Source organism: Kribbella pittospori, from assembly GCF_004331465.1.
Classification (GTDB): Bacteria; Actinomycetota; Actinomycetes; order Propionibacteriales; family Kribbellaceae; genus Kribbella; species Kribbella pittospori.
The window spans coordinates 736,310-762,210 of sequence record NZ_SJKB01000002.1; the positions used below are offsets into that span (position 1 = coordinate 736,310).

General features: G+C 67.9%; 29 protein-coding genes and 1 pseudogene. 15 read left to right on the forward strand and 15 right to left on the reverse strand.

Going from position 1 to position 25,901, the window contains the following annotated elements; all coding sequences use genetic code 11:
• Positions 1–260 precede the first annotated feature (260 nt).
• Complete coding sequence (locus E0H73_RS10095; RefSeq protein ID WP_131353210.1) at positions 261–1,598, reverse strand: aromatic amino acid lyase; 1,338 nt, start codon at positions 1,596–1,598, stop codon at positions 261–263.
• 1 nt (position 1,599) lies between these two features.
• On the reverse strand, positions 1,600–2,613 hold the full coding sequence (locus tag E0H73_RS10100; protein WP_131353211.1) for an ornithine cyclodeaminase family protein: 1,014 nt from the start codon (positions 2,611–2,613) through the stop codon (positions 1,600–1,602).
• 64 nt (positions 2,614–2,677) lie between these two features.
• Here E0H73_RS10100 and E0H73_RS47120 point away from each other — a divergent pair.
• Positions 2,678–3,108 (forward strand): annotated as a pseudogene (locus E0H73_RS47120) (YqeB family protein); the annotation flags it as partial.
• A 147-nt stretch (positions 3,109–3,255) separates the two neighbouring features.
• Positions 3,256–3,393 carry a CysS/YqeB C-terminal domain-containing protein gene (locus E0H73_RS48345; protein WP_420323422.1) on the forward strand — a complete coding sequence of 46 codons (138 nt, stop codon included), beginning with the start codon at positions 3,256–3,258 and terminating at the stop codon, positions 3,391–3,393.
• A gap of 29 nt (positions 3,394–3,422) precedes the next feature.
• Here E0H73_RS48345 and E0H73_RS10110 read toward each other — a convergent pair whose 3' ends face one another.
• From E0H73_RS10110 to E0H73_RS10120, 3 genes are all read right to left on the reverse strand, one after another.
• The gene (locus E0H73_RS10110; protein WP_131353212.1) at positions 3,423–3,809 is read right to left on the reverse strand and encodes a pilus assembly protein CpaE; all 387 of its coding nucleotides are present in this window, start codon (positions 3,807–3,809) and stop codon (positions 3,423–3,425) included.
• Positions 3,810–3,874: 65 nt separating this feature from the next.
• Positions 3,875–4,246, reverse strand: a complete 372-nt coding sequence (locus E0H73_RS10115; RefSeq protein WP_131353213.1) for a hypothetical protein — start codon at positions 4,244–4,246, stop codon at positions 3,875–3,877.
• A 36-nt stretch (positions 4,247–4,282) separates the two neighbouring features.
• Positions 4,283–4,999, reverse strand: coding sequence for a M15 family metallopeptidase (locus E0H73_RS10120; RefSeq protein WP_131353214.1), 717 nt, complete (start codon positions 4,997–4,999; stop codon positions 4,283–4,285).
• A gap of 177 nt (positions 5,000–5,176) precedes the next feature.
• Between E0H73_RS10120 and E0H73_RS10125 the strand changes: the two genes are divergently transcribed.
• Positions 5,177–6,538, forward strand: coding sequence for a sensor histidine kinase (locus E0H73_RS10125; protein WP_238163914.1), 1,362 nt, complete (start codon positions 5,177–5,179; stop codon positions 6,536–6,538).
• Entirely contained in the window at positions 6,535–7,281 is a 747-nt protein-coding gene (locus tag E0H73_RS10130) for a response regulator (protein ID WP_420323423.1), read from the forward strand. Before E0H73_RS10125 ends, E0H73_RS10130 begins: the two co-directional genes overlap by 4 nt.
• Before the next feature lie 325 nt (positions 7,282–7,606).
• On the opposite strand, the gene E0H73_RS10135 is transcribed toward E0H73_RS10130, so the two are convergent.
• Positions 7,607–8,578, reverse strand: coding sequence for a GlxA family transcriptional regulator (locus tag E0H73_RS10135; protein ID WP_131353217.1), 972 nt, complete (start codon positions 8,576–8,578; stop codon positions 7,607–7,609).
• A 92-nt stretch (positions 8,579–8,670) separates the two neighbouring features.
• On the opposite strand from E0H73_RS10135, the gene E0H73_RS10140 reads away from it, so the two are divergent.
• Both E0H73_RS10140 and E0H73_RS10145 read left to right on the forward strand, forming a co-directional pair.
• Positions 8,671–9,483, forward strand: coding sequence for a dienelactone hydrolase family protein (locus tag E0H73_RS10140; protein ID WP_131353218.1), 813 nt, complete (start codon positions 8,671–8,673; stop codon positions 9,481–9,483).
• 37 nt (positions 9,484–9,520) lie between these two features.
• Positions 9,521–10,180 (forward strand): MSMEG_1061 family FMN-dependent PPOX-type flavoprotein, encoded by a 660-nt coding sequence (locus E0H73_RS10145; RefSeq protein WP_131353219.1) that lies wholly within the window; start codon positions 9,521–9,523, stop codon positions 10,178–10,180.
• Between the two features lie 624 nt (positions 10,181–10,804).
• Here the strand turns inward: E0H73_RS10145 and E0H73_RS10150 are convergent.
• Positions 10,805–11,146 (reverse strand): MmcQ/YjbR family DNA-binding protein, encoded by a 342-nt coding sequence (locus E0H73_RS10150; protein ID WP_131353220.1) that lies wholly within the window; start codon positions 11,144–11,146, stop codon positions 10,805–10,807.
• An 87-nt stretch (positions 11,147–11,233) separates the two neighbouring features.
• On the reverse strand, positions 11,234–11,962 hold the full coding sequence (locus E0H73_RS10155; RefSeq protein ID WP_238163915.1) for a GAF and ANTAR domain-containing protein: 729 nt from the start codon (positions 11,960–11,962) through the stop codon (positions 11,234–11,236).
• Positions 11,963–12,070: 108 nt separating this feature from the next.
• Here E0H73_RS10155 and E0H73_RS10160 point away from each other — a divergent pair, with 108 nt between their 5' ends.
• Genes E0H73_RS10160 through E0H73_RS10170 form a run of 3 tightly spaced genes read left to right on the forward strand, consistent with a single transcriptional unit; the run spans position 12,071 to position 15,149 of the window.
• Positions 12,071–13,147, forward strand: a complete 1,077-nt coding sequence (locus E0H73_RS10160) for an alpha/beta hydrolase (RefSeq protein WP_131353222.1) — start codon at positions 12,071–12,073, stop codon at positions 13,145–13,147.
• Positions 13,107–13,853 carry an esterase family protein gene (locus E0H73_RS10165; RefSeq protein WP_131353223.1) on the forward strand — a complete coding sequence of 249 codons (747 nt, stop codon included), beginning with the start codon at positions 13,107–13,109 and terminating at the stop codon, positions 13,851–13,853. Before E0H73_RS10160 ends, E0H73_RS10165 begins: the two co-directional genes overlap by 41 nt.
• A gap of 60 nt (positions 13,854–13,913) precedes the next feature.
• Positions 13,914–15,149 carry an ATP-grasp domain-containing protein gene (locus E0H73_RS10170; protein ID WP_131353224.1) on the forward strand — a complete coding sequence of 412 codons (1,236 nt, stop codon included), beginning with the start codon at positions 13,914–13,916 and terminating at the stop codon, positions 15,147–15,149.
• On the opposite strand, the gene E0H73_RS10175 is transcribed toward E0H73_RS10170, so the two are convergent.
• Positions 15,146–15,556: an ArsR/SmtB family transcription factor gene (locus E0H73_RS10175; protein ID WP_165555566.1), complete on the reverse strand. Its 411-nt coding sequence runs from the start codon at positions 15,554–15,556 to the stop codon at positions 15,146–15,148. The genes E0H73_RS10170 and E0H73_RS10175 overlap by 4 nt on opposite strands.
• Before the next feature lie 98 nt (positions 15,557–15,654).
• Between E0H73_RS10175 and E0H73_RS10180 the strand changes: the two genes are divergently transcribed.
• A complete protein-coding gene (locus E0H73_RS10180) occupies positions 15,655–16,521 on the forward strand; it encodes an amidohydrolase family protein (protein ID WP_131353225.1) in 867 nt (288 codons plus the stop codon).
• On the opposite strand, the gene E0H73_RS10185 is transcribed toward E0H73_RS10180, so the two are convergent.
• The 3 genes from E0H73_RS10185 to E0H73_RS45780 all read right to left on the reverse strand — a co-directional run bounded on the left by E0H73_RS10185 (position 16,518) and on the right by E0H73_RS45780 (position 17,366).
• Entirely contained in the window at positions 16,518–16,691 is a 174-nt protein-coding gene (locus tag E0H73_RS10185) for an ArsR/SmtB family transcription factor (RefSeq protein ID WP_131353226.1), read from the reverse strand. The two genes, E0H73_RS10180 and E0H73_RS10185, sit on opposite strands and share 4 nt — an antisense overlap.
• Positions 16,692–16,753: 62 nt before the next feature.
• Positions 16,754–17,164, reverse strand: coding sequence for a hypothetical protein (locus tag E0H73_RS10190; RefSeq protein WP_131353227.1), 411 nt, complete (start codon positions 17,162–17,164; stop codon positions 16,754–16,756).
• A 28-nt stretch (positions 17,165–17,192) separates the two neighbouring features.
• The gene (locus tag E0H73_RS45780) at positions 17,193–17,366 is read right to left on the reverse strand and encodes a hypothetical protein (protein ID WP_165555568.1); all 174 of its coding nucleotides are present in this window, start codon (positions 17,364–17,366) and stop codon (positions 17,193–17,195) included.
• Between the two features lie 100 nt (positions 17,367–17,466).
• Here E0H73_RS45780 and E0H73_RS10195 point away from each other — a divergent pair, with 100 nt between their 5' ends.
• From E0H73_RS10195 to E0H73_RS10205, 3 genes are all read left to right on the forward strand, one after another.
• Positions 17,467–18,120, forward strand: coding sequence for a TetR/AcrR family transcriptional regulator (locus E0H73_RS10195; protein ID WP_202867287.1), 654 nt, complete (start codon positions 17,467–17,469; stop codon positions 18,118–18,120).
• 102 nt (positions 18,121–18,222) lie between these two features.
• Complete coding sequence (locus E0H73_RS10200; protein WP_272949121.1) at positions 18,223–18,651, forward strand: MarR family winged helix-turn-helix transcriptional regulator; 429 nt, start codon at positions 18,223–18,225, stop codon at positions 18,649–18,651.
• 12 nt (positions 18,652–18,663) lie between these two features.
• On the forward strand, positions 18,664–20,388 hold the full coding sequence (locus E0H73_RS10205; RefSeq protein ID WP_131353229.1) for an MFS transporter: 1,725 nt from the start codon (positions 18,664–18,666) through the stop codon (positions 20,386–20,388).
• Positions 20,389–20,391: 3 nt separating this feature from the next.
• Here E0H73_RS10205 and E0H73_RS10210 read toward each other — a convergent pair whose 3' ends face one another.
• The gene (locus E0H73_RS10210) at positions 20,392–21,393 is read right to left on the reverse strand and encodes a TRM11 family SAM-dependent methyltransferase (RefSeq protein WP_131353230.1); all 1,002 of its coding nucleotides are present in this window, start codon (positions 21,391–21,393) and stop codon (positions 20,392–20,394) included.
• Between the two features lie 200 nt (positions 21,394–21,593).
• Between E0H73_RS10210 and E0H73_RS10215 the strand changes: the two genes are divergently transcribed.
• On the forward strand, positions 21,594–22,313 hold the full coding sequence (locus E0H73_RS10215) for a class I SAM-dependent methyltransferase (RefSeq protein ID WP_131353231.1): 720 nt from the start codon (positions 21,594–21,596) through the stop codon (positions 22,311–22,313).
• A 107-nt stretch (positions 22,314–22,420) separates the two neighbouring features.
• Here E0H73_RS10215 and E0H73_RS10220 read toward each other — a convergent pair whose 3' ends face one another.
• Positions 22,421–22,849, reverse strand: coding sequence for a VOC family protein (locus tag E0H73_RS10220; protein ID WP_202867289.1), 429 nt, complete (start codon positions 22,847–22,849; stop codon positions 22,421–22,423).
• A gap of 162 nt (positions 22,850–23,011) precedes the next feature.
• Here E0H73_RS10220 and E0H73_RS10225 point away from each other — a divergent pair, with 162 nt between their 5' ends.
• On the forward strand, positions 23,012–24,823 hold the full coding sequence (locus E0H73_RS10225; RefSeq protein WP_131353232.1) for a glycoside hydrolase family 2 protein: 1,812 nt from the start codon (positions 23,012–23,014) through the stop codon (positions 24,821–24,823).
• Here E0H73_RS10225 and E0H73_RS10230 read toward each other — a convergent pair.
• Positions 24,808–25,812: a YeiH family protein gene (locus E0H73_RS10230; RefSeq protein ID WP_238163916.1), complete on the reverse strand. Its 1,005-nt coding sequence runs from the start codon at positions 25,810–25,812 to the stop codon at positions 24,808–24,810. The two genes, E0H73_RS10225 and E0H73_RS10230, sit on opposite strands and share 16 nt — an antisense overlap.
• Positions 25,813–25,901 lie beyond the last annotated feature (89 nt).

Sequence of the window (25,901 nt, forward strand, 5' to 3'; positions counted from 1 at the left end):
CGGTGGGGCCGACAGGCCGGTCAGGTCAGCTCTTCGTTCAGAATCCCTGCCCGCACCCTGGCCAACGACACAGACCCGCCGCAGGCTACTTGCGGCTTGCGAACCGTCCGCGCGTCGCGCTGGCTTTTTCGATCAACCCATGGCCGAAGTCGCTGAGAAGTCAGCGATAGGCCCTCACTCGGTGGCGGGTTGTTTGATGGCTGCCGTGACAAATGCCTGCGATCGGTGAAACATCCCGCCACCGAGCTTGAGCACGGTGGTCAGAGGACGGACTCCAGCAATCTGGTCAGATCCTCGCCGAACGGGCGATCCGCCTCGATCGGCGGTACGACGTCCGCGACGGCCTGATGGAGGTCGCGGAGGCCGACCGGGATCGGGCGCTTCGACAGGGCGAAGGCCTGATGCACGGCCAGGAGCTCGCAGGCGGTGACCTCGCGGGTCAGCCGGACGGCTTCCGCGAGGGTGCCGACCGCTTCCCAGGAGAAGGTCTGAACGTCCTCCTGGCCGTTCGACGTCTCCGCCGTACTGATTGCTGAGGGCAACGTCAGGCGGCGGAGCAGATGGGTGGTGGCGACGGCACGTTTGTGGACGACGACCAGACCGGCCTGTGGGCCCGGCTCGTGCGCGAGCTGGGCCTGGAGACCGGTGACGGCCGGGTCGAGGAGGCGGTGCAGCCGCGCCGCGGACACCTCGGCCGCGTGTGCGAGCGCCGCGGTCAGGTGGTCGGAGTACGCCGTGAGGTCGATCCCGTGAAAGCCCGCCGTCCCGATGAATTCGCCGTCCAGGTACGCCGGTGAGTCGGTCACGCCGGTGAATGCACGGTCGACGGCTTCGTCCAGCTGGCTGATGGACCGACGGACGTGCGCAACAACGTGTCCTGCAACCCGGAATGACACCGGTGCTTGGAGCGCTCGAGGCTCGGGCTCCGGACCGGCCAGCTCGCGGATCCGCGCGAACTCGGCTGCCAAGACGTCATCACCCCGGCCCACCGCGGCTTGGTACGGCGCACGGTTCGCACCGATCACCGCAATCGCACCGGCTCCGACCGCGGTGAGGTGGTCGGCGAGCCGGTGTGCACGCGTGGCCTGCAAAGCAGCCCGCCCGGTCGCACCCGGCACGCCCGCAAGCAGGGAGATCCCCTCCTTGGGACCCACCTCGACCGAACTGAACGCGTGCGCCAGCGGAATGATCTCGCCGGCCGAACCCGCTCCCTCGGCGGGGATGTCGGGAACCCATCCGCTGTTGATCATGGCAACCAACTGCTGGATCAGCTCGACCGAGACACCCGCGTCGCCGGTGAGGAACGTGCGCAACCGGCCGATCAGGACCGCGCGGGCCTCGTCGGGCGGGAGCCAGGGAGGTCCACCGACGGCTCGGCCGAGCAACAGGTTGCGTTGGTGCACGCGTTGCTCGTCCTCGGTGAGCCGGCGTTTGCTCATGTTGCCCATCCCGGTGTTGACGCCGTACACGGCTTCACCGGAGGCAAGTGCGGCAAGGAGCTCTGTGCGGATCGCGGCCAGGCGATCGAGCAGCGGCTGCGCGATGGTGATCGGTTCGGGGCTGGCGGGGTCGAGGTCCGACGGCTGGTTGATCAGCATGTCAGTGGAACCGGAGCATGGTGCCGACGTCGGCGGCCTCGGCCTTGCGCAGGATCAGGTGCGCGATCGCGACGTCCAGCAGGGACAGACCGCGATGCCAGAAGAGGTTGCGCTCGGCATCGTTCTCCCGGCCCGGTTTCTGACCCGCTACGATCTGGCCGAGCTCGGCGTACAGGGTCTCCGGCGACAACCGGCCGGTGTCCACGTGCCGGCGCAGCGCCCCGAACCGGCCGGACTGGGCCTCGCGCCAGTCGTCGACGACGACCTTGTCCATCACGTCGAGCAGGTCGAGCTCGACCGCGCTGATCGTCCCGTACGGGACGACGAACGCGCCGGGCTTCACGGCGGCCGTACGAAGCAACGGTTCAGGCTCGGTCAGCCGGGTCGCCTCGACCAGTACGTCGGCGCCGTCGAACGCCTCCTCAGCCGTCGCCACCACCCGCACCGGCGTGGACAGTTCCGCGGACAGCTCGGCCGCGAACTTCTCCCGCGATTCCGGCCGCCGCGAGGTCACCCGGATCTCGTCCAGGTCGAAGAGGTCGTCGAGCATCGTCACGTTCCACCACGCGGTGCCGCGCGCACCGGCGTGGGCGAGGATCTTGCTGTCCCGCCGGGCCAGGTGGCGGGCGCCGACGGTGGTCATCGCGCCGGTCCGCGCCGCGGTGATCATCGTCGCGTCCAGGACCGCGAGCGGTACGCCGGTCGTCGGGTCGAACAGCGTCGCCATCGCCAGCTCGCTGGGCAGACCCTTCTGGTAGTTCGGCACGAAGTCGCCGACCACCTTCACGCCGCTGATGCCGTGCTCGCCGAGGCCGTCCAGATGTCCGCGCAGGATGTTGAAGTGGCCGATCCCGCCGTTGTCCGGCATCAGGTGCACACGCGGTTCGAAGCTGGTCCGGCCCTCGCCGTGCTCGCGGACCGCCTCCTCGACCGCGTCCACGATCTCCAGCCTGGTCAGCCCGAGCGAGTCGATCTCCGGACCACTCAGAAACCGCAACCAGATCCCGTCAGCCACCCGGCCTCCTTCGGTCGTTGTGATTCGATACTAAAGTTCCGGATCGCTGCGTTACGTTCGGGCCATGGAGTCGACCACACGGACGCCGGACCGGACGGTGATCGGGCACTCGACCACCGACAAGGTGGTGCTGTTCGGTGGACTGCCGCTGATCGGGCTGGTGCTCGGCTTCTTCCTGCCGCGGATCGCGGACTGGGCGGCGCGGCAGCATTGGGTGCCGTTCCAGGGGCCGCTGAAGCTGATCTCGGGCTGGGACGGCTGGTGGGTGATCGCGATCTGCATCGTGCTCGGCCTGGTGGCCGGCGTGATCCTGGCCGGGATGGCGCTCGAGGACACCTCAAGGTCACCGTCTCGAACCGGTCGGTGGAGTTCCTGAAGAACCAGAAGACCGTGATCGTGCCGCGGGAGAAGGTGACGGTCGCGTTCCTGGACGGCAAGGAGATCGTGCTGCAGGACTCGACCTCGCGCGAACTGGCGCGGGAGAAGCACGATCAGCTGAAGTCCGACGCGCGGCAGATCCCGGCCGCCTTCCGCGCCCACGGGTACCCGTGGTCCGAGTCCGGCGATCCGCACGCGGACCGGTTCCGCCGCTGGGTCGAGGACGAACCCGATCTGCCGCCGACGGTGAACGCCGTACTGAAGGTGCGGGCCAAGGCGTTCGACCAGGGCGACAAGGGCAAGGCGGATCTGCGCGAGCTGCGCGGCGAGGTGGCGAAGCTCGGCTACACGGTGAAGGACACCGGCAAGAAGCAGTACTGGCGGCCGACCACGCCGCGGTGACTCGGTGCCGGTGACCCGGCGCAGGCGTTTCAGGCGCCGAGGAGGTGGATGACGGCGGCGGCGTACGCCTGCTCGGCGTCGTCGGCCCGGTGGATGCTGTCGGTCAACTCGACGGCGTACCCGTCGGGGACCGCCTCGAGCTTGCGGAAGTGGTCGCCCAGCAGAGCGCGCAACTGTTCCTCGCGCGGCAGCCAGACGACCTCACGCTGCTCGATGCTGTCCAGGGCCCACTCGGTGGTGCCGTTGAAGCCGATCACCTTGCTGCCCTGGTAGTCGTGCACCTCGACGGTCATGTCGCTCACCACGAACACGTCGTCGTCCATGTCCCGGTCCGGTACGACGAAACGATCCCCTGCCGCGGGTGCCCACAGCACCCCGGCCTTGCGCAGTCGCCCGGCCTGCTCAATCGTGATCACCCCTCCATCCTCCCCACGCCACGCAAACCCCGCAGGTTCGCGCGAGCCGCCCCGCCTGGCGCGGGTCAGCGATTCAGGGCAGTACGGAGCTCGGCGGCACGGTGGGAAATGCGGTCGCGGCACTCGTCCGTGAGCGGCAGGTCGAGCAGCGCGGTCGCCTGCAGATGGCTCAACCCGAACTCCTCGCGCAGCCGCTGGACGGCGATCACGCGGTCGGCGGAGGCCTTCAGTACGTCGGCCACCTCGTCGCGGCGCTCGAACGCGGCCAGCACGCCGTCGTAGATCTCCAACTGCGTGTACGCCGACCGATCCGGTTCGGGCACGATCGCCACGTTGTCCTTCTCACTGGCACGGATCACCTGCCGCCAGAGCGCGGGGACGGCGAGCCGGGCCCGGGTGTAGCGCCGGGGCATCGGCTGGGCGTAGGTCATGGTCATGGTCGGCTCCTGTTCGGGGTTGTCGGATCAGTCGGCCTAGCTGGGGCCGGCCACGCCGTACGGTTCGCGCGGCGGGCACTTCTTTCCGGGCGATGTGAGCGCCTCGAAATGCCAGGGTTCGTTGTCGTAGCGGCGGCAGACGCCGTACCGCCAGCCGTTCTTGTTCAGCCAGGTCATGGCGGCCGCCGGGCCGATGTCCACAGCCTTGCCCTTCACATGAGCGGAGTACTTGGGCGGCAGCACCCAGTGGGTCGCCGCCTTGTACGAGCCGTACTTCTTGATCGCCTCGTTCAGCAGCCGCTGCTGCTTGGAGGTGGTACGCCGGCCGGAGGTGATGCTGATCGTCACGCCGTCGGCCTTCGCGGCCGTCATCGCCTTCTGCAGCCGCTTCCGCAGCGTCGGCGACAGCCCGTTGATGCTCTCCTCGCCGTACTTCGGCTTGGTCGTAGTCGACTTGTCCGGCTTCGGGGTCTTCGTAGGCGTCTTGGCCGGCGTGGTCTTGTGGGTCGACGGGCGCGTGGGCGGTGGCGTCGGCGTCTCGGTGACCAGCGTGGTCGGCGGAGCGGAGTTCGCCGGAGCGTTCACGGTCGAGATGACGGGTTCCTTGTCCGCCGCCAGTCCGAGCATCTCCCCCAGCTGCGCGTGCCACAACAGCAGCGACCCGACCGCGAGCACCGCCACGCCCGCACCCGTCACGGACAGCAACCGCAGCCGTACCGAGCCGGTCCGGCGCGGTGGCACGTCGTTCGTCATGGGGTACAGCCTCTCGGATCAGGCGCGGTCGCCACATCGGCCCCAGGGACCGTCCTCACATCCCGGAAGTAGCCCCTGAGTATCAATTCGGACGCCGAGCCTCCTCCAAAAGTTGGAGAGGCTGCCCCTCCAGGCAGATGAAGCTTCGGCGAACACGGTCTGACTACGCTGGGCGACATGTGGAGTGTCTGGCGTCGGATGTCGCAGTTGCAGCAGGATGTGCTGCTCGCGGCGATCATCGGCGTGGTCTGGTTCGGGGTACTGAACTTGATCAACGACAGCGGCCTGCGCCCGCAGAACCCGGCCGTCTCCGTCGTCACCGGCGTCTTCCTGGTCGCCACCGTCGCCTGTGTACGGCGGATTCCGCGGACGACGCTCGTGGTCGTCTCGGTGCTCTACCCATTCCTGTACGCCGCGGTCGGCACCGGCCTGGCCGCGCAGGTCGGGATCAGAGTCTTCGGCCAGCCCGAGATCAGCGACGCCGCACTGCAGTCCGAGATCCACCTGGTCCCGCTGCTGGTCGTCGGATACCTCGCCGCGTCGAGCGGCGTACGGCGGTTCACCTGTCTGTTCTTCACCATGGGCAGCCTGGCGGGGCTGATGATCGGCCTGCCCACCGTGGTCGCGATCGTCCTCAGCCACGCCAACCGGGCGATCCTGTACGGCGATCGCTACGAGAAGCTGCCGCGGGACCTGTCGAGCCTCTACAGCTACATCGACGTGTCGCTGTTCGTGTTCGCCGAGGCACTGATCTGCGGCATGGTGCTGCTCGGCGCGGACGCCCGGCGGCGGCGCAAGAACGTCGCCCTGCTGCAGCAGCGGAACGCCGAACTGATCCGGCTGCGCGCGGTCGAGGCCGAGCGGGCCGCGGTCGCCGAGCGGACCCGGATCGCCCGCGACCTGCACGATGTCATCTCCCACCACGTCAGTGCGGTGGTGATCCGGGCCCAGGCCGCCGAACGAGTGGCCGACCAGCGACCCGAAGTACTGCGGGAGGCGATTCGCTGGATCATTGCCAGCGGCAAGGAAGCGCTGACCGCGATGCGGGAGACTGTCCGGGTACTCAACACGGCCTCACCGAACGCGGTCGGGGCGTCGCCGGACTCGGGTGGCGGGACCGCGCCCGTACCCGATCTGTCCGACGTCGCGCGGATGGGCGAGCGGTTGAAGGCTGTCGGTATCGACGTGTCGATGAGCCTGCCGCCGCGGCAACGGCAGCTGACCTCGGCCACCGACCTGACCGCGGTACGGATCATTCAGGAGGCGTTGACCAACGTGATGGTGCACGCGAAGGCGACCGCGGCCCGGGTCACCTGGCAGAGTGGACCGCAGGGCGAGCTGCTGACCATCGACGACAACGGCAGCGGCGGACCGCCGCCGGTGAACGTGCTGGAGTCCGCCCGGCGGAGCGAAAGCGGTCGCGGCAACGGACTGATCGGGATGCGGGAACGGGCCACAGCGGTCGGCGGCACACTGGCCGTCGCGGCCGGCCCACTGGGTGGATGGAGGGTGCAGGCATGGCTGCCGCCACAGGACTGACCGGTCCGGACGCCGGCTCGATCCGGATCCTGGTCGCCGACGACCAGGGCGTGATCCGGATGGGCTTGGCGATGATCCTCGACCACGAACCGGACCTGACCACGGTCGCGCAGGCCGGGGACGGTGAGGAGGCACTCCGGCTGATCGAGCAGTACGACCCTGACGTCGTACTCATGGACATCCGGATGCCGGTGATGGACGGGCTCGTCGCCACCGAGCGGATCACGACTGCGAACAAGGCTGCTGGTCGGTCGCGTCCTGCGGTGCTGGTGCTGACTACGTTTGACGACGAGGCTTACGTGCTGAGTGCGGTCCGGGCTGGGGCGTCTGGGTTCCTGTTGAAGGACACGGATCCGGACTTGTTGGTGTCGGCTGTGCGGGCGGTGCATCGCGGTGACTCGCTGGTCGATCCGGCGTCGACGCGGGTGCTGCTGGAGCGGTGCATGGAGCTTGAGCGTCAGGTCGGTGGTACGGCGGAGCCGGCGCCGGCGCAGCCTGATGGGCGGTGGATCGGGTTGCTTGGACAGTTGAGCGAGCGGGAGCGGGAAATCCTGGTGTGGATGGCGCGCGGGCTGTCGAACCGCGACCTCGCCACCAAGCTGTTCGTCAGCGAGACCACAGTGAAGACCCACGTCAGCAGCGTCCTCTCCAAACTAGGCCTCTCCAGCCGGGTCCAGGCGGTCGTGGTCGCCTACGAGGCCGGGGTGGTCCGGCCGGGGGAAGCTGAAGTCCGCTGGGACTAGTTCCCTCCCCCGCATCCGCTACGCGCGCTCCTGCCGTCGCGTGCTCGCGGACGCTCCCACCCGACCAACCTTGAAGGCGGGCTACCGCCCGCAGTCGACTGCCGGATGTGGAGTCGGCCGCTCGTATACGCCCCGGAGGAACTGCTCGACGGTGTACTGCGGCGGGCTGCCGACTGTGGGCGACTGCCGGAGGTGGACGTGGTGCTGGCGTGTCTACTCGGGCGAATGCTCCCGGGGCGACTGCAGACGGGGTGGTGCTTCGTTGGCTGTTCAGGTGTTGCGGTGTCCGCCGGCGTACACCCGGAGGACTCCCGCCTGCACAGGTTCAGGGGGTGGATCGGCGGAAGGCGGTTCGGTAGGTGCTGGGTGGGTGGCCTGTGTGTTTGGTGAAGAGGGCGGCGAAGGTGCTGGGGTTTTTGTAGCCGACTGTGGTGGAGATGGTGGCGATGGTTCGGTCTGTGGTTTCGAGGAGGTGGCGGGCGCGGGAGACGCGGGATGCGTGGAGGTAGTCGAGCGGGCTCTGGTGGGTCTCGTCTGCGAAGCGTCGGAGCAGAGTGCGAGTGCTGACTTTGAAGGTAGCGGCCAGGGCGGTTAGGTCGTAGCGGTCGGCCAGGTTCTGGTCGAGGTGGCGCATGACTTCTCGGGAGAACTCGCTTCCGGCCTGCGGCAGCAGCCGGGCGTCGACGTACGGCGTCTGTGAGGACCGCGCGTCGTCGACGAGCGCAAGCCTCGCGGTCGCCCTCGCCACCGAAGTGCCGCTGTGTTCCCGGATCAGGCCGAGCGCGAAGTCGTACATGGCGCTGAACGACCCGGTCGTCGTGACCCCGCTGTCGGTGATGACCAACTGCTCGGCGCAGACATCGGCCTCGGGGCAGCGGCGGGCCAGTTGGTCCGCGAAGACCCACGAGGTCGTCGCCCGGCGGCCGGCCAACAGGCCCGCCTCCGCCAGCAGGAACGCCCCGACACAGATCGAGACGACAGCGTTGCCGGTGGCAACATGTGAGCGAATCACGGCGAGTTCCGGGGCGAGCGGCTTGAGCGTCGTGTCCAGCAGAAGGTCCGGCGAGAGCTCGAACCCCGGTACGACGAGGACGTCGACATCACGGACCGCGGACACCGCCAGCCTCGCACCACCCGACGCGGCGACCTGACGGCGCGGCGACATGATCGACACGTCGTATCCGGCCCCGTCCGGCCCGCCGAGGTGCGTGGCCATCGTCAGCAGATCGGGTACGCCGTACACCTCGGACGCGAAGCATCGCGGATACGCCAGCACACCGACACGCAGTACACCCATCTCCACGCTCCTCCCTCTGATGGCGAGATTACCTTCAACTATGGCGATCTGGCCGCTCGTCGTACGACGGTCCAGCGCAGCACGCTGTCGGCATGAGCACACGTGACGACGAGATCGCGGACTTCTTCCGCCAACTCATCGAGGTCGACGGGGTCGTGAAGACGGTGTACGTCGCGGGGTCCGGGCCGGGCGTGGTCGTGATGCCAGAGATGCCCGGCATCAGCCCGGACGTCCTTCGGTTGGCCCGATGGGTGCGAGATGCCGGTTTCACCGTCTATGTCCCGTCGCTGTTCGGGGTCGACGGCGCGTACCCGACCGCCGACGGTGGCTCGGAGGTTGTCCGTCGTGCTTGTGTCAGTGCCGAATTCCGCGCGTTCGCTGGTGGCGGGACGAGCCCGGTCACCGTCTGGCTGCGTGGGCTCGCCCGGCAGGCGCATGCCGAGTGCGGTGGTCCGGGTGTTGGCGCGATCGGTCTGTGCTTCACCGGCAACTTCGCGCTCACCATGGCGCTCGAGCCGGCCGTCATCGCGCCCGTGATCAACCACCCGTCCCTGCCGCTCGACGACCCAGCCGGACTCGAGCTGAGCGACGAGGACGCGCGTGCGATCCGGGAACGCGTCGAACGGGATGGGCTGAGCGTTCTGGCGTACCGCTTCGACAATGACCGCTGGTGCACCGGCCAACGCTTCGCGGCGTACCGGGCGCTCCTCGGCGATGCCTTCGACGGTCGTGTCCTTCCGGGCAATTGCGCGAAGACCGACCCGCCGCCGTTCTTCCGCGAGGTCGTCGAGACACCCCACAGCGTGGTGACCGCGCATCTCGTCGACGAGGACGGACACCCGACCGTCAAGGCCAGGGACGAGATCCTCAGCTACCTGACCACCCGCTTGCTGCCGGCCGCTTGACTGTCACACCGTCGCCGCCCCGATCGTCTGGGAAGTCATGGAACCCTTCACACCGATTACCTCGGTCGAGCAACTGGAGGCATACGGCGTACCCACACCGATGATCCGCGACAAAGTCATCGACACGCTCCAGGACGTTCACCGCTTGTGGATCGCCGCCACGAGTCTGGTCTTCGTAGCCACCTCCTCGGCCGACGGACGGTGCGATGTCTCGCCGAAGGGCGACCCGGCCGGGTTCGTGCGCGTCCTCAGCCCGACGCGACTCGCGATCCCCGAACGTCCCGGCAACCGGCGGATGGACGGATTCCACAACATCCTGGAGAACCCTCACGCCGGCCTCGTCCTGGTCATCCCCGGCCGCGGCGACACCCTACGCATCAACGGCCGAGCCCAACTGGTCACCGATCTACCCGACTTCGACGATCTGGTCATCAAGGGCCACCGACCGTCCCTGGCTCTGCTCGTAGACGTCGAGGAAGTCTTCTTCCACTGTCCCAAGGCCTTCCGCCGCTCCCACACCTGGACCCCCGACACCTGGCAGCCAACCGCCGCCCCACCCCCACCCGAAATAGCCCTATCCCTCTGGCGCAAAGGCGAGCCGGCAGACGAGGTCCACCGCATCTACGACGCCCTAGCCCACGAGGACCTGTACGCCGCCAACCCACCCAACCCCGTCGAGCCCCCGCAGCCGACGTAGCCCCCAACCCCAGACGCGCGACGGCCGCCGGCCTGGCGCCCCACCACCGAACGCCCTGGCCTGATGCAGCAACTCGGCATACCCGTCTATGCAGACGCACACCCAAGGACTAGTGCCACCCGGCCCACTGGCGGGTTGTTTCACCGCTGACGCGCAACAACCCGCCAGCCACCACACAACCCGCCACCCGCCCAGCCCGGACACACGCCCGAGGACATTCACCGCCTGCGGATCCCCACAATGAGTGCGTTTGGTGGTGGCCGTCGTGCTGTCACCCAGCCAGATCACGCCGCGGGTGACCCGCCAACCCACAACCACATCACCCAACCACCGGAGCACGCGACGCCAGGAGCGCGCGTAGCGGGTGGGTGGGACAGACTTCCTACGTGAACAGATAAATGCCGACCGCGGCGACGGCGATCACGATGACGACGGCTAGTAGCTGGGCTCGGGCCGATGCTTGGCGGCGGTGGGGTAGGAAGTCTCCGGTCATGCTTCCAGGCTGCCGGGAGAAACCGCCCTACCCATCGGTCGTGGGGACAGTTCTCCGGCAACGTCCGTAGGCCACGGAGGTACACCAGCTCCTACCAGAGGATGAGATGGTTGCCGTAGGCCCCTGAGTGACTACCGTCCGAAGTATTCGGCCTGGACCTTCTTGGGTACGACCATGGACCAGGCGTCCAGGATCAGTTCGCGGAGTTCGTCGTACTCGAGGGCTTCGAGGCGGACCTGGATCCACCGGAAGCGTTCGTCGGACGGGCGGGGCGGGAAGAACTTGTGCGGTTCCGCCTCCAGCGCCGCCTGGCGTTCCTCGCGGGGGAACGCGATCCCGATCGTCTGTTCGTCCGGCGCGACCGCCAGGTAGACGATCTGCCCGACCCGGTACTTGATCGAGTCCCGCACCAGCACCTCGTAGCTGCGCGGCAGATCCGCCGTCACTGCCCGGATGTCTTCCAGTCCCACCATGAAGCCCTCCCCAGTCGCCTCGGCTGAGACCGAGCGTACCGACGAAAGCTGCCACCGGCTGCCAGTTTTTCGGTATGCCGCCGTCGGTCAGGCTGTGGACGGCGGGAACTCATCCTTGGCCGGGCCGGTCGGGAGTCGCCGGGTCTGGATGAGGTGCTGGGCGACGTCGCGCAGCTTGGTGTGGGTGTCCTGGGAGTAGCGCTTCAGCACCTCGAACGCGCGATCGCCGTCCAGTCCGTACCGTTCCATCAGGATGCCCATCGCCTGACCGACCAGCTTCCGAGCGTCGACCGCCTGGGCCAGGTTCGCCTGACGGCGCGCCGTCGCCACTGCCACCGAGGCATGCCTGGCGAGGATGTGGGTGACGGCGACGTCGTCGGCACTGAATGCGTTCGGCAGCGCGGCGTAGACGCTGAGGATCCCCGCACCTCGACCATCGAGCAGCATCGGAACGTGGATCACACTGCGTAGGCCAAGGCCCGTGAGTACCTCGCTCCACCGCGGCCAGCGTGAATCGGCCGCCACGTCCCGAACGTGCAGCGGGCTGCCCGCCGCGGCCGCGGCCAGCATCGCGCCCTCGCCGGTTTCCAGCTGATACCGATAGATCGTCTCGACGACCGGATCGGTCACGGCCGCGACCTCGAGGCGCCCGCCCCGGTGACTCAGGACCAGTCCGGCAGCGTCGCCCCCGACTGCCTGCACGGCGGATCGGACGACGGACTCGATGGTCTCGTCGACATGTTCCGCGTCGTGGAGGTTCAGCGCGAGTTGCGCGAATTCCACGGCCTGCGAGTAGTCCGAGGGGTCGTGCTGCACGGTCCCCTCCCAAGAATCGCGCCAACCCACATCGCACAGCGACACGTCGAGTATGCCTCGCTGTCCACCGTTTCCACTACCGACAGCCGGTCGGCGTACGGTGGTCTGATGCCTGCTGTGGTGAGTGGTGTCGAAGGGGCCGAGGTGGTGTTCCGCCTCGGCGATCCTTCGCATGCGTTCACCGGGGTGAAGCTGTGGCAGGAGCTCGGGCTCGCGGCCGAACTGCTCGAGTTCAAACAGGTGGACTACGGCTGGGAGCTGCGGCTACCGCGGCCGTCGGTGCACCGGATGGAGTACCTGTTCGACATCGCCGATCTGGGCATGCGGACCGACCCGACCAACCCGCGCATCGTCGGCGGGGCGTTCGGGGAACACTCCTGGCTGCCATTACCCGGGTACGTCGAACCCGCCTGGATCACCGTCCCGCCGATCGCATCGGCGCTGACGCCGCTCGGTGTGGAGACCCCGGTCGGCGAGGTCGATGTCCATGTCTGGGCGCCGGAAGGCATCACGCCGACCTTCGAGCTGCCGCTCCTGCTCTCCCACGACGGTCCCGAGTTCGCCGCGTACGCCGGTCTGACCCACTACGCCGGCGCGATGGTCACCGAGTCCGCTCTGCCGCCGTTCCGGCTCGCGTTGATCCGGCCGACCACCCGCAACCTCTGGTACGCCGCGAATCCGCAGTACGCCGAGGCCCTGACGCAGTACGTGCTGCCCGCGATCGAGGCGCAGTACCGGAGCCGGCGGCCCGTGCTGATGGGCGCGAGCCTGGGTGCGCTGGCCGCGCTGTTCGCGGAATGGCACCATCCGGGCACCTTCGACGGGCTGTTCCTGCAGTCGGGGTCGTTCTTCACCGCCGACACGGATCCGCAGGAGTCGCGGTTCGAGTTCTACGCTCAGGTCACCGGGTTCGTCGGGCAGGTGCTGACGGCAACCACGCCACCGAGTACGCCGCTGATCGGGATGACCGCGGGGACGACGGAGGAGAACGTCCACAACAACCGGGTGATGGCCGCGAAACTGGCCGAACTCGGGCTGGACGTGAGGTTCGACGAAACGCCGGACATGCACAATTTCACAGCGTGGCGTGATGTGCTGGATCCTGAGCTGACGGAGCTACTGCAACGGTGCTGGGGTGGGGCAGATGGAGCGGGAGCAGGTCGAGTTGGAGGCGCCGGGGCTTGACCGGCGCGGCACGCTGATCCGGTACGGCCATTTCGGCCGCCCGGTGCTGGTGTTCCCGAGCGAGCAGGGCCGCGCCTGGGACTACGAGAACAACGGCATGGTCGACGCTGTCGCGGACCTGATCGAGGCCGGCCGGGTCAAGCTGTACTGCGTCGATTCCTTCGACCATGTCAGCTGGTCGGATCGCAGCATCCAGCTCGAGGACCGGGCCCGGCGGCACGGGTTCTACGAGTCCTGGATCGTGGACCAGGTGGTCCCGGCGATCGGCGCGGACTCTCCCGGCACCGCCGACATCATCACCACCGGCTGCAGCCTGGGTGCCTTCCATGCGCTGAACTTCGCGTTCAAACGGGCCGATCTGTTCCCGATCGCGATCTGCCAGTCCGGCAACTACGACGCGGCCAGCTGGCACGCGTGGGGTGAGCGCGGCGACGCGACGTATTTCAACAATCCGGCCGACTACCTGCCGAATCTGGATGGTGACCACCTGGAGTGGTTGCGGACCCGGATCTTCATCCTGCTCACGGTCGGTCAGGGCGACTGGGAGACGAACCCGACCGGTTCGTTGCCGTCCGCCCACGCGACCGCCGCCGTACTGAAGGCCAAAGGCATCCCGCACGAGCTCGACCTGTGGGGGTACGACGTAGCCCATGACTGGCCCTGGTGGCGGCAGCAACTGGCCCACCACCTGCCCCGATTCTGTTAGGAGATTGATCCCCCCTCCTCTTCTTTCCTTCCCTTCCCGAACCGACCTGTAGGAGATTCAGTGGCTGATCGCTCAAGGCATTTGATCGGGCTGTTGCTGGGGGCCGAAGAGGACTGGCCACGGGCGTTCGAGGCGCTGCTGCAGCGGGTCGGGCCGGTCACCATCGACGGGACCGAGCACGAGTTCGGGTCCCGCCGGCTGACCATCGAGCCGTTCGACCTGAACGACCCGGTCCGGGTCGGGCTGGTGATCGACCGGCTCGCGTACTGGTACTACCACCCGCGCGAGTGGCTGAAGAAGGCCGCGCTGATGAACGGCACGTACCTGCTGAACTCGCCGTTCACGTTCCAGTCGATGGAGAAGCATTCGGCGTACTGCGCGATGCTCCGGCTCGGACTGAAGATCCCGCGGACCGTGCTGGTGCCGTACAAGAACCCGGTCGACAACGTGCGCTGGGCGTACACGTCGGCGCAGTACAACAAAGCGTTCGACCTGGACGCGATCGCCGAGGACCTCGGCTATCCGCTGTACATGAAGCCGTTCGACGGCGGCGGCTGGCGGGGCGTGTCCCGGATCAACGACAAGGTCGATCTGCACCGCGCGTACGACCAGTCCGGCGAGATGCTGATGCACCTGCAGGCGACGATCGAGTACGACAAGTTCGCCCGTGCGCTGTCGATCGGCGCCGAGACGATGGTGATGGATTTCCGCCCGGACGAGCCGATGCACAACCGGTACGCCGTCTCGCACGACTTCCTCAACCCGTCCGCCGGGCACGAGGCGGTGGCGATCAGCCGGATCGTGAACGCGTTCTTCGGCTGGGAGTTCAACTCCTGCGAGATGCTGGTGAAGGGCGACTCGGTCCACCCGATCGACTACGCCAACGCCTGCCCGGACGTCGCGGTCACCTCGCTGCACTACTACTTCCCGTGGGCGATCAGCGCACTGGTCAAGTGGTCGGTGTTCTCGCTCGCGACCGGCCGGCGCAGCACCGTCGACCTTCACACCGAGCGGTACTTCGCGATCGCCGACGACGAATCGCTCGACTACGAGGCGAAACTCAACGCCTATCTGGCGCTGGCCGACGAGCACTTCGAGACCACGAAGTACCACGAGTGGTGCGCCGAACACCTCGCCGACTTCGACGCTCGCGTCCGCGACTGGGTCGCCGGGCCCGACTTCGACCGCCTCCTGACGTCGACCGTCGCCACCACTTACCCCGAGCACGAGCAGGACCAGTTCATGGCCCACTTCCGCGGCCTGACCAGCCTCTGGCTCTCCGACCAGGCCGGCTAGCTCGCCTCCAAGGCGGAGAGGATCGTCTGCAGTGCGGTGACCCGGTGCGGCGGGATCGCGAAGGTGCCACGCGTAGGGGTGTGCAGCCAGCCTTCGGCGGTCAGGTGGCGGAGGTGGTGGTAGATCTGACCGCTCGTGCCGAGACCGTCGACCTGGCTCAGAGCGCTGACGGTCGCTCGGCCGCGCACGATCTCGCGCAGCAGCGTCAGCCGGACGGGATTCCCCAGCGCCGCCAGAGCCGGCGCGACGTCTGACCAGTCATGCCACGCCCGGAGCTCGCTGAGCGCCCGGGTCGCTTCGGCCTGCCCGGCGGAGGGCCGCCGCCTGCCCCCTCCCCGCGCGTCCGCTGCGGATTCCAGCGCTGCGATCCGCCGTTCCAGCTCCGCGAGCCGGTTATCCACAGCCATATCCACACTGTGGATAGTACGTAGGTACGTAGTTCTTGCAAAGCCTGCACGTGAGGTACGTCGCTTCCCGCTGAGGCTGAGCGGCCTACTCTGGGCGGGTGCGAGACAGCGACGTACCGGTGTGGTGGCGGCGGCTGGGGCTGGACGGGCTGGTCGATGTGCACGTCCACTTCCTGCCGGATCAGGTGATGAACGCTGTCTGGGCGTACTTCGACCAGGCACCGCAGCACTACGGCACCGAGTGGCCGGTCACCTACCGGACCTCAGTCGAGGAGCGGCTGAAAACCCTGGAAACGTTGGGGGTTCGGGCCTTCCCGGCGCTCGTGTATCCGCACAAGCCGGGGATGGCGCAGTGGCTCAACGCGTGGGCCCGGGACTTCGCCGCGGCGACACCCGGATGCGTGTCGAGCGGGACCTTCTATCCCGAGCCAGGTGCCGCGGACTACGTGCGCGAGGCGCTGGAACTGGGGACGCGGATCTTCAAGGTCCACGTCCAAGTCGGCGACTACGACCCACGCGAGGACGAACTGGACGACGTCTGGGGTCAGCTCGCAGAGGCCGGCGTACCGGTGGTTGTGCACTGTGGATCCGGCCCGATCCCTGGCCGGCATACGGGTCCCGGGCCGTTCGGCGACGTACTGCGGAAGCACCCGCGCCTGACCGCGATCATCGCCCACCTCGGCATGCCCGAGTACGCCGAGCACCTCGCCCTCACGTCGTACCCGAACGTCCATCTGGACACGACGATGGCGCTCACGCCGTTCACCGAGTCGCTCATGCCGTTCCCCCGGGAACTCACGCCCCGCCTGGCCGACCTCCAGGACCGCATCGTCCTCGGCACGGACTTCCCCAACATCCCCTACGAGTACGCCGTCCAACTCTCAGCACTCGAGTCGCTGGACCTCGGCGACGACTGGCTACGCTCCGTCTGCCACCACAACGGCACCCGCCTACTCGGTCTCTAACTGCTGAGGGTCGAGCTCGTTGGTACGGCGAGCAGGGTGGAGAGCCACTGGATGCGGTCGGGGACGGGCCAGTAGTAGACCCAGGTGCCCCGGCAGTCGACCAGGCCGGCTCCGCGCAGGACCTTCAGGTGGTGGGAGATGGTCGAACCGCTGACGTCGAACTGCGGCACCCCCGCTGCGACTCAGTCCGGCAAGCTCCTCCCCGGTACTCAACTCCTCCTGCTGACCAGAATCAGTCGGTCTGCTTCGTCATGGTGGACTCGTAGCCGCCTCCCGGCCACGCCCACGCACCGGTGTTGCGGGTGAAGTCGTCGTTGAAGGCGCCGACGAACTTCGCCGGCGACTCCGGTCCGCCGAAGTAGATCGTCAGCTCTTTGCCATCCAGCACATAGGTGTACTCGAGGATCTCGCCGGATCCGCCGAAGAAGTGTGAGCGGATGCTGTCGGTCTCCTTGTCGTAGCCGATGTATTCGACCCCGCGGTTCGCGGTGTCGCCGGCACCGAGGTCGACCTGCTGGACCAGCCAGCCGCCGAACTCCGCCCAGGCGTACTGCACCGTGCCGCTCGACTCGGGCCCCTCGACTCGCCAGGTGCCGAGCAGGGGCTCGAGGGAGCGCAGTTTGTCGATCGCGTTCTCAGTCATCGTCTTGTCCTGTTCTGTCATGGCCGGATCAGCGGGCGATCACAGCGCGAAGTTCGCGCCGGCGGATGGTGACGACGGTGGCCGAGAGGGCCAGCAGGATCAGCGGCAGAGCGGGGCTCGTGCCCAGTACGGCGGCTGCGCGTCCGCGTCGCCAGCTCTCGGGTACGACGGATGTTGCGGTGATCGAGGTGTTGGTGCTCATCGCAGTCTCCTGAGGTAGTCTCTGATCTAATGCACCATCTGGTGCACTTGTGACCATACTTTGCACTACTGCACTGACTAGTGCAAGAGGGAGGCGAACAGTGGCCGAAGCGGCGACCGGCACCGAGTACGAGGACCCGCGCATCCGGCGGTCCCGCGCGATGATCACCGAGGCGGCCGCCGCGGAGTTCCTGGCGAAGGGCTACCAGGGAACGAGCATCGACGACATCGCCGCGACGGCCGGTGTCGCCAAGCGCACCGTCTACAACATCTACGGCGACAAGGAGCAGGTCTTCCGCGCGATGATCACCGCGGCGATCGCCACCGCCGAGTCCTACTCCGAACGACTCGGGACCTCAGGCCTCACCGACCGGCGGACTCGATCCGAAGCACCGTTGGAGGAACGGCTGGTCGACATCGCGCGCGACCTCGCGCAGGCGATCCACGGCGGACCGGTGATCCGGCTTCGGCGCCTGGTGATCGGCGAGGCGGAACGCTTCCCCGACGTGGCAATCGAGTACTACCGACGCGCACCTCAACTGGTGATGACCCGGCTCGCCCAGGCCCTGGCCGAACTGGATGCCGCCGGCCACCTCGCCGTACCCGATCCGGAACTGGCCGCGGAACACCTGGCGTTCCTGGCCATCGGCGCATCCCTCGACCGGGCGATGTTCGACTCCGACCTCCAGCTGGACGCCGCCCTCACCCGCGCCGAGGCCGGCGCCCGAGCCTTCTACCGCGCCTACCGCCGCTGACCGCTTGAGTGAGCCTCAGATCACTTTGTGGTTCGGCTCGGGTAGATACATAATGAGGTTATGCAGATACATAACCCCATTATGTATCGTGAGGGCTCCGGTATGGAGCTCCTCGTGGTGCTCGAGCAGCTCGTGCAGCTCATTCGCCCCGTCGGAGGCTTGAGCAGCGCTGCTTCGTCCACGCTGAGCCGCCTCGGGCGGTCGGGACCACAGCGCATGACGGAGCTGGCACAAGCCCAACGCATCTCCCAACCCGGCATGACCCAACTGGTCGGCCGGATGGAACGTGAGGGCCTGGTACGGCGTACGACGAGCACCAGCGATCGACGCGGCGTACTCGTGGAAGCGACCGAGGCCGGGCTGGACCTCTGGGCGCGCATGCGCGCCGAACGCGCCGACGTCCTGCAGGAGCTCATCGACCGGCTCGACCCGCAGGACCAGACCACCATCTCCGCCGCGCTCCCCGTGCTCACCCAGCTCGTCGAATCGGCGTACGACGACCAGCCGACCACATCGGCAACCCCACGTTAGGAAGGCCCTTCCATGGCTTCACCCCACGGGACGACGTCCACCCCGTTCAAGCAACCACGGGCGGTCTGGGCCGTCGCGTTCGCCTGCGTCATCTCGTTCATGGGCATCGGTCTGGTCGACCCGATCCTGCCCGCGTTGGCCTCCAGCCTGAAGGCCACCCCGAGCCAGGTGTCGCTGCTGTTCACCAGCTACCTGGTCGTGACCGCGGTCGCGATGCTCGTGGTCGGCTGGTTCTCCAGCCGTTTCGGCGCCAAGCGGACCCTGATCATCGGCCTGGCCCTCATCGTGGTGTTCGCCGCGCTGGCCGGTGCGTCCGGCTCGATCGGTGGCATCGTCGGCTTCCGGGCCGGCTGGGGCCTGGGCAACGCCCTGTTCATCTCCACCAGCCTCGCGGTCATCGTGGCCTCGGCCAGCGGCGGCTTCGCCGGCGCGATCATCCTGTACGAGACCGCGCTCGGTCTCGGGATCGCGGTCGGCCCGCTGCTCGGCGGTGAGCTGGGCAGCATCAGTTGGCGTGGGCCGTTCTTCGGCGTCGCGGTGCTGATGGCCATCGCACTGGTGGCAACCGCTGTGTTCGTGCCATCACTTCCGAAGCCCGAGCACAAGACATCGCTCGCGGCGCCGCTCAAGGCCCTTCGCCATCGGGGCCTGCTGACGATGGGGCTGATGGCGCTGCTGTACAACTGGGGCTTCTTCACGATGCTCGGCTACGCGCCGTACCCGATGGAGATCGACGCTCACAAGCTCGGCCTGGTGTTCACCGGCTGGGGACTGCTGGTCGCCGCCTTCTCGGTGTTCGTCGCCCCGCGCCTGCAGGCGAGATTCGGTACGGCGCCGGTGCTGTACGTCAACCTGTTCGCGCTCGGCATCGTGATGGCCGCCATCGCGGCGGGCGTCCACACACCGACCGTGGTCATCGTCGCGGTCATCGTCAGTGGCGCGTTCATCGGCATCAACAACACGCTGACCACGCAGGCGGTCATGCTCGTCTCGCCGGTCGAGCGGCCGGTCGCCTCGTCGGCGTACGGCTTCGTCCGGTTCATCGGCGGCGGCCTTGCCCCGTTCGCCGCCGGGAAGCTTGCCGACGCCACCAACCTCAGCGTCCCGTTCTATCTCGGCGGACTTGCCTTCCTGCTCGCCATCGCCGTACTCGCCACCGGCCATCGGCTGGTCAGCGCGGCCGAGCAGAACCCGGCCGAAGGCTCCCCGGTGCTCCCGTCGCTGCAGCGGGTCGGAGCCGCTCCATCAGCGGAGTACCGGCCGGTCATCGTTGCCGTCGGCGCCACCGAGGACGCGGCCGCGGTCGTCGATGCCGCCGCCATCGTCGCTCGCAATGCCGGCACCACGCTGGAGGTCGTCCACGTCCGCGAAACCGCCGTCGTCGAGGAACTTGCTCTGGATGCCGAGGACGCCGAGCAGGCGCACGCGGCCGTCGTCGCTCACCTCGACCGGCTCGCCGCACACCACATCGCCGCGACCGGCCAGGTACTCACCAGCGTCGGCGACCATGCCGCCGCCGGCCGCGCGCTGGCCCGGCATGCCACGGACGTCGGCGCCCGCGCCATCGCACTCGGCCGGTCGCCGCGCGGACCAGCCGCACAGTTCAGCGACGGCAGCATCACCTCCGCCGTGACCCACGCGGCCACCTGCACAGTGATCCTGCTGGAGCCCGACAAAGACCCGGACACGCTGACGGCATCGAGGCTTCGAGAGCTGAGAGACACGGCCGCCGCCTAGGCTTCAGCGTCGCTCCCGGGGCCGGGTAAGGACGTACGCGGTGGGAGTGGCGCCGTTGTATTTGAGGAGCCGTTGGCGGATGAGCTTGAGGCCTTTCTGGTGCTCGATCGCCTTGTGGAGCAGGCGTTTGTCCTCCGTGAGGAGTACGGCGCGACCGTCGGCGGTGAGGACTCGACTGATCTCGGAGAGGGCGGCTGGGTAGAGCGTACGGTTGGCGTGATGGGTGCCGACCAGCTTGCCGAACGGGAGGTTGGTGATGATCCGATCGACGCTGCCGGCGGCGTACGGAAGGGCCTGCGCTGTCGCCTGTGTCAGGCCACCTGGCTGTTGACGGTTCGCGATCGCTAGTGCCCGCGGGTCGTGGTCGGTCCCGAAGACGCGGCCGGTTGGTTGTCGGCGGAGTGCGGCGAGCAGGATCGTGCCCGTGCCACAGAACGGGTCGACGATGCGTTGACCCGGCTGGAGTTTCGCCAAGCGGACAAGGACTTCTGCGATGAGCGGGGTGGTTGACCACGGCAACCGTTCCAGCCGTCCGAAGCGCCGCATCCAGGACAGCGGGCCGATCTCAGCGATCCAGCCGTCTGCTGTTTGCATGAGGTTGACGTCCCAGCTGCCGGGTTGGTTGATCCAGCCGAGCTCGCGTTCGACTGCGGCGATCACGCGGTACCGGACTTGCGGATCATCGCAGCCGACACGGAAGCCGATCGGGGTTGGCAGGGTTGCGAGTACGCCGGTCTGCTGCGACCGCTCGAGTGAGTCGTCGTCGACGGCGATCGCCACCGTGGAGTAGAGGGAACAGGCAGCGAGCTCGCTCAACCGGCCGTCGATCGTGCATTCGACGGCGACGTCGGACAGTTGACGGATCGAGTGGACCGACGGCAGCCAGCGAAGCTCCTCCATGAGGAGATCCGCGGCGCCATCGAGGGTGCGGAGTACGAGGCGGTCGGTGACATGCTGATCGAGGCCGGGCATGATGATGCGCCCCGGCGAGGAAATGCCGGACATGCGGAAGCTCCTGAAGAGTCGCGATCGACAGAACAGTCGAAGCGCGGCGCACCCACCTCACGGCAACTCGAAGAGACGGCACGACAGACAGTCGATGCCGGAGTGCCACACCGTGGCGCGCGCCTTCAGAAACCCATCATCACCACGACCTTATGCGATCCCATCGCCCCCGATCACCTGCTTTTCAGTAGGATTCCGGAGTGGTCAACGGAGCGCGCATACACACGACCGATCAGTTGCTCAGCATCCTCGACCAGGTCGTGGCAGCGAGCGCCCGCGGAGATCGATCACAGTCGTCGGCGGCCGAATTCTGGACCGGGCTGCTGACGACACCGGGCCACCCGCTCGCCACACAACTGCCGGACGAACCGCTGGTCGACTGGTATGAACGCGGACTGCTCGGAAACCTGGACGGTGCCCGAGCGCTCGACATCGGGTGTGGCTCGGGTCGCAACAGCAGATGGTTCGCCGAGCACGGCGCGACGGTCGAAGGCGTCGACCTGGCCGCACCACTGCTGGATAGCGTCCGCGCGACCATGCCGGCCACGGTCACACTGACGGCGTCCGACGTACTGCGCGAGCCGCTGCCGGACGGTCAGTTCGACCTCGTCTACGACTCCGGCTGCTTCCACCATCTCGCGCCTCACCGTCGGATCACCTATCTGGACCGCGTCCTGCCGGCCATCCGCCCCGGCGGCCGCTTCGGCATCGTCACCTTCGCCGCCGACCGGGTGGAAGCCCCGACCGACCTGGACGTCGTCCTGAGCGGCGACACGCAAGGAGGCATGGCCTTCTCCGCCGACGACCTCCGCACGATCTTCGCGCCGCTCACCCCGCTCGAGATCCGCAACGTCGTCCCGGACCGCGAAGGCACCTTCGGACCCGATTTCCTCAACGCGGCCCTCTTCAGCAACGCCTGAGGCGTGCAGCTCGACAGGTAGTACGCCGCCGAGACGGTGTACACACCGAGCCTCCACGCGTAGGTGCACTACCCCGCGACCCGACACCTCCTGTCCTTACGTATCGCCTAGGGCCAGGAGGTCATGAACTCGCCGGCCAGCGCGACATGCCAGACGTGACCGTCCGGATCGGCGAAGGCGCCGTCGTAGCCCCAGTCCTGTTCGCCCGCCGGCCGGACGATCTCCGCGCCGGCCTGCTCGGCGCGCGCCAGTAGGTCGTCCACGTCGGCGCGCGTCGGCAGGCTGAGAGACACGGCGCACTCGCTCCGCCCGGCCGTGGCCTGCTTCCGTCCACTGAGCACCCACCCGAACCCGACCTTCGGGATGAGCATCACCCGGACGCGGTCGCCGAGGGTCAGGCGCAGCGGCTCGGGGACGCCGTCACGGTCCGGCTCGCCGGGCGTGGTGAATCCGAGTCCGGTCCGGTAGAACTCGTACGACCTCCGGCGGTTCGCGATTGGCAGGGCAATGGTCACGATTGTCGGTTCGACCTGCATGGGGCGTCTCCCTCTCGTCGTTTCCTTCACCAACCCGACGAACCAGGGTGCCCGAATCCGACAGCCACCCTCCAACCAACACCTGAAAGACCCATTGCTGAGCGCATTCCAACGTTGTACTGTCGTGCCGACCCCCTCAGCAACCACGTCACGGGAGTGCTCATGACCCAACCTCGTGCGGAGTACCCGCGCCCGCAGTTCGTTCGTCCGGAGTGGGTGAACCTGAACGGCGAGTGGCAGTTCGAGATCGACCGGTCGGACTCCGGTCTCGAGCGCGGGGTCCGGGAGCGAGAGCTGGCGCAGCGGATCACGGTGCCGTTCGCGCCGGAGACCAAGCTGTCCGGGATCGAGGACGTCGACTTCATGGAGGCCGTCTGGTACCGGACGACCGTCACGATCCCGGCCGACTGGTCCGGCAAGGACGCCGTACTCCACTTCCAGGCGGTTGATCACGACGCGACCGTGTGGGTGAATGACGTCGAGGTGGTGCGGCACCGCGGCGGGTTCACGCCGTTCAGCGCCAACCTCCGCCAGGTCGCCAAGCCCGGCGAGGAGGCAACCATCGTCGTCCGCGCGCGGGACAGCCGGTACGGCGCGCAGGCCCGCGGCAAGCAGTCGACGAAGTACTTCAACTACGGCTGCCACTACACCCGGACGACCGGGATCTGGCAGACCGTCTGGCTCGAGGCGGTGCCGACCGTGCACCTGGGTCGCCCGCGGATCACCCCGGACGTGGCCGGCTCGAGCTTCCACCTCGCCGTACCGGTGTCGGCGAACAAGCCGGGCTGGAAGGTCCGCGCGATCCTGAAGGACGCCGACGGCGAGGTCACCACCCAGGAGGTCCGCGCGGATCTCGACTTCGCCCCGCGACTGACGCTACAGGTCCCGGCGGATCGCGTCCGCCTCTGGGACACCACCGACCCCCACCTGTACGACGTTCGCGTCGAGCTGATCGATGCCGATGGCAACGTTGTGGACGGCGCGGACAGCTACGCCGGTCTGCGGTCGGTGTCGGTCAACGGCCAGGCGATCCTGATCAACGGCAAGCATGTGTTCCAGCGGCTGGTGCTGGACCAGGGCTACTGGCCGGAGAGCCTGATGACGGCGCCGTCCGACGAGGCGCTGGTTGCGGACATCGAGCTGGGCCTGGCGGCCGGGTTCAACGGCGCGCGGCTGCACCAGAAGGTGTTCGAGGAGCGGTTCCTGTACCACGCGGACCGGCTCGGCTACCTGGTCTGGGGTGAGTTCGGCGACTGGGGCGAGAACCTTGCCGATGGCACCCAAGAGGACAACCAGCAGCCGACGGCGTCGTTCGTGTCGCAGTGGCTGGAGGCGGTCGAGCGGGACTACAGCCACCCATCGATCATCGGCTGGTGCCCGCTGAACGAGACACACCAGTTCCTGCACGACCGGATCACCCAGCTGGACGACGTGACCCGGGCGATGTTCCTGGCCACGAAGGCGGCCGACACGACCCGGCCGGTGCTCGACGCGTCGGGGTATTCGCACCGCGTGCCGGAGACCGACGTCTGGGACTCGCACAACTACGAGCAGGACCCGGCCGAGTTCGCCCGGCAGATGGCCGGCCTCGCGGACGGAGCGCCGTACGGGAACACGGGTGGGCGCGAGCAGCGGCCGATCTCCCAGCCGTACGCCGGTCAGCCGTACTTCTGCAGTGAGTTCGGCGGCATCTGGTGGAACCCGGAGGAGGCCGCGAAGTCGGCCGGTGACAACCGCACCGAGTCGTGGGGCTACGGCCAGCGGGTCGTCGACGAGGAGGCGTTCTACACGCGCTTCACCGGTCTGGTCGACGCGCTGCTCGACGACCCGCTGATGTTCGGCTACTGCTACACGCAGCTGACCGACGTGTTCCAGGAAGAGAACGGCATCTACCGCTTCGACCGCAGCAACAAGCTGGACGTGCCGCGGATCAAGACGGTTCAGACCCGGCCGGCGGCCTACGAGAAGGACTGAAGTCCGAGGCTTCCCAACGCGACCAGGGCCCACAGGATCGCTCCGAGCAGGAGCGGCCGGGGCCCTGCGTCGCGTAGTTCACGCGGTCGCAGCGACAGGCCGATCGCGACCAGGGCCGAGGTGATCAGGCACGTGCCGACCAGGCTGAGCGTCGGGAGCCACCCGTCCGGCACGAGTCCGGCCGAACGCAGACCCGCCGCAGCGACGAAGCCGATCAGGAAGATCGGCACGAGCCGGCGCCACGGGAGACGTGTCCGCGGGCGGTCCGGGTTCTGGCGGTCGGCGGTTCGCGCGTCGCGGCGGGACTTGAGCACGACCAGGGTGAGGACGATCGGGACGAGCATGAGTGAGCGGGTCAGTTTCACCACGAGGGCCTGGTCGCCGGCATCGGCGCTGTAGGCGTAGCCGGCGGCGACTACCGATGAGGTGTCGTTGATCGCGGTGCCTGCCCACAGGCCGAAGGCTTCTGAGCTGAGGCCCATGAGGTGGCCGAGCGGCGGGAAGGCGAGGACGGCCACCACGTTGAAGGTGAAGATCGTCGCGAGCGCGTAGGCGACTGAAGATCGCTTCGCGCCGATGGCGGCTGTTGCTGCGGCGATTGCGGAGCCGCCGCAGATCGCCGTACCGACTCCGATCAGGGTCTGGGTGTCGCCGCGTACGCCGAGCAGGCGGCCGAAGACCCATGCGCCGCCTAGCGCTAGCGCGAGTGTGCCGAGCATGACGGGGAGTGAGGAGGCGCCGACGTGGGCGACTTGCTGGAGGGACAGGCCGGTGCCGAGTACGACGATCGAGACCTGCAGCAGGTTCTTCGCGGCGAAGTCGTAGCCGGGGCGGCACTGGTCTGAACGCAGGGCCGGGATCAGGAGACCTGCGAGCACCCCGAGCACGATTCCGAAAACCGGTCCGCCAACCACAGGAACCAGTCGCCCGAGCGGGACCGCCACGGCTGTGAGAAGAAGCACGACACCCAAGCCGGGCAACCGCGACACGGCGGAGCCGACGCGACGGTCAAGACGAAGTGATCGCGAGGAGCCGAGACCGGGGTGGAGGGCTGCGGTGAGGCGGGGGTGGCGTGAGA

What these genes read in the sequence shown, in the direction of transcription:
- E0H73_RS10175 (WP_165555566.1), bottom strand. Translation starts at nt 15,556, where the DNA reads ATGGCTGTGGATAACCGGCTCGCGGAGCTGGAACGGCGGATCGCAGCG.
- E0H73_RS10150 (WP_131353220.1), bottom strand. Translation starts at nt 11,146, where the DNA reads ATGGTGGGACTGGAAGACATCCGGGCAGTGACGGCGGATCTGCCGCGC.
- E0H73_RS10160 (WP_131353222.1), top strand. Translation starts at nt 12,071, where the DNA reads ATGCCTGCTGTGGTGAGTGGTGTCGAAGGGGCCGAGGTGGTGTTCCGC.
- E0H73_RS10165 (WP_131353223.1), top strand. Translation starts at nt 13,107, where the DNA reads ATGGAGCGGGAGCAGGTCGAGTTGGAGGCGCCGGGGCTTGACCGGCGC.
- E0H73_RS10210 (WP_131353230.1), bottom strand. Translation starts at nt 21,393, where the DNA reads ATGTCCGGCATTTCCTCGCCGGGGCGCATCATCATGCCCGGCCTCGAT.
- E0H73_RS10220 (WP_202867289.1), bottom strand. Translation starts at nt 22,849, where the DNA reads ATGCAGGTCGAACCGACAATCGTGACCATTGCCCTGCCAATCGCGAAC.
- E0H73_RS10095 (WP_131353210.1), bottom strand. Translation starts at nt 1,598, where the DNA reads ATGCTGATCAACCAGCCGTCGGACCTCGACCCCGCCAGCCCCGAACCG.
- E0H73_RS10145 (WP_131353219.1), top strand. Translation starts at nt 9,521, where the DNA reads ATGGAACCCTTCACACCGATTACCTCGGTCGAGCAACTGGAGGCATAC.
- E0H73_RS45780 (WP_165555568.1), bottom strand. Translation starts at nt 17,366, where the DNA reads ATGAGCACCAACACCTCGATCACCGCAACATCCGTCGTACCCGAGAGC.
- E0H73_RS10115 (WP_131353213.1), bottom strand. Translation starts at nt 4,246, where the DNA reads ATGACCATGACCTACGCCCAGCCGATGCCCCGGCGCTACACCCGGGCC.
- E0H73_RS10200 (WP_272949121.1), top strand. Translation starts at nt 18,223, where the DNA reads ATGGAGCTCCTCGTGGTGCTCGAGCAGCTCGTGCAGCTCATTCGCCCC.
- E0H73_RS10135 (WP_131353217.1), bottom strand. Translation starts at nt 8,578, where the DNA reads ATGGGTGTACTGCGTGTCGGTGTGCTGGCGTATCCGCGATGCTTCGCG.
- E0H73_RS10140 (WP_131353218.1), top strand. Translation starts at nt 8,671, where the DNA reads ATGAGCACACGTGACGACGAGATCGCGGACTTCTTCCGCCAACTCATC.
- E0H73_RS10190 (WP_131353227.1), bottom strand. Translation starts at nt 17,164, where the DNA reads ATGACTGAGAACGCGATCGACAAACTGCGCTCCCTCGAGCCCCTGCTC.
- E0H73_RS10120 (WP_131353214.1), bottom strand. Translation starts at nt 4,999, where the DNA reads ATGACGAACGACGTGCCACCGCGCCGGACCGGCTCGGTACGGCTGCGG.
- E0H73_RS10125 (WP_238163914.1), top strand. Translation starts at nt 5,177, where the DNA reads ATGTGGAGTGTCTGGCGTCGGATGTCGCAGTTGCAGCAGGATGTGCTG.
- E0H73_RS10205 (WP_131353229.1), top strand. Translation starts at nt 18,664, where the DNA reads ATGGCTTCACCCCACGGGACGACGTCCACCCCGTTCAAGCAACCACGG.
- E0H73_RS10225 (WP_131353232.1), top strand. Translation starts at nt 23,012, where the DNA reads ATGACCCAACCTCGTGCGGAGTACCCGCGCCCGCAGTTCGTTCGTCCG.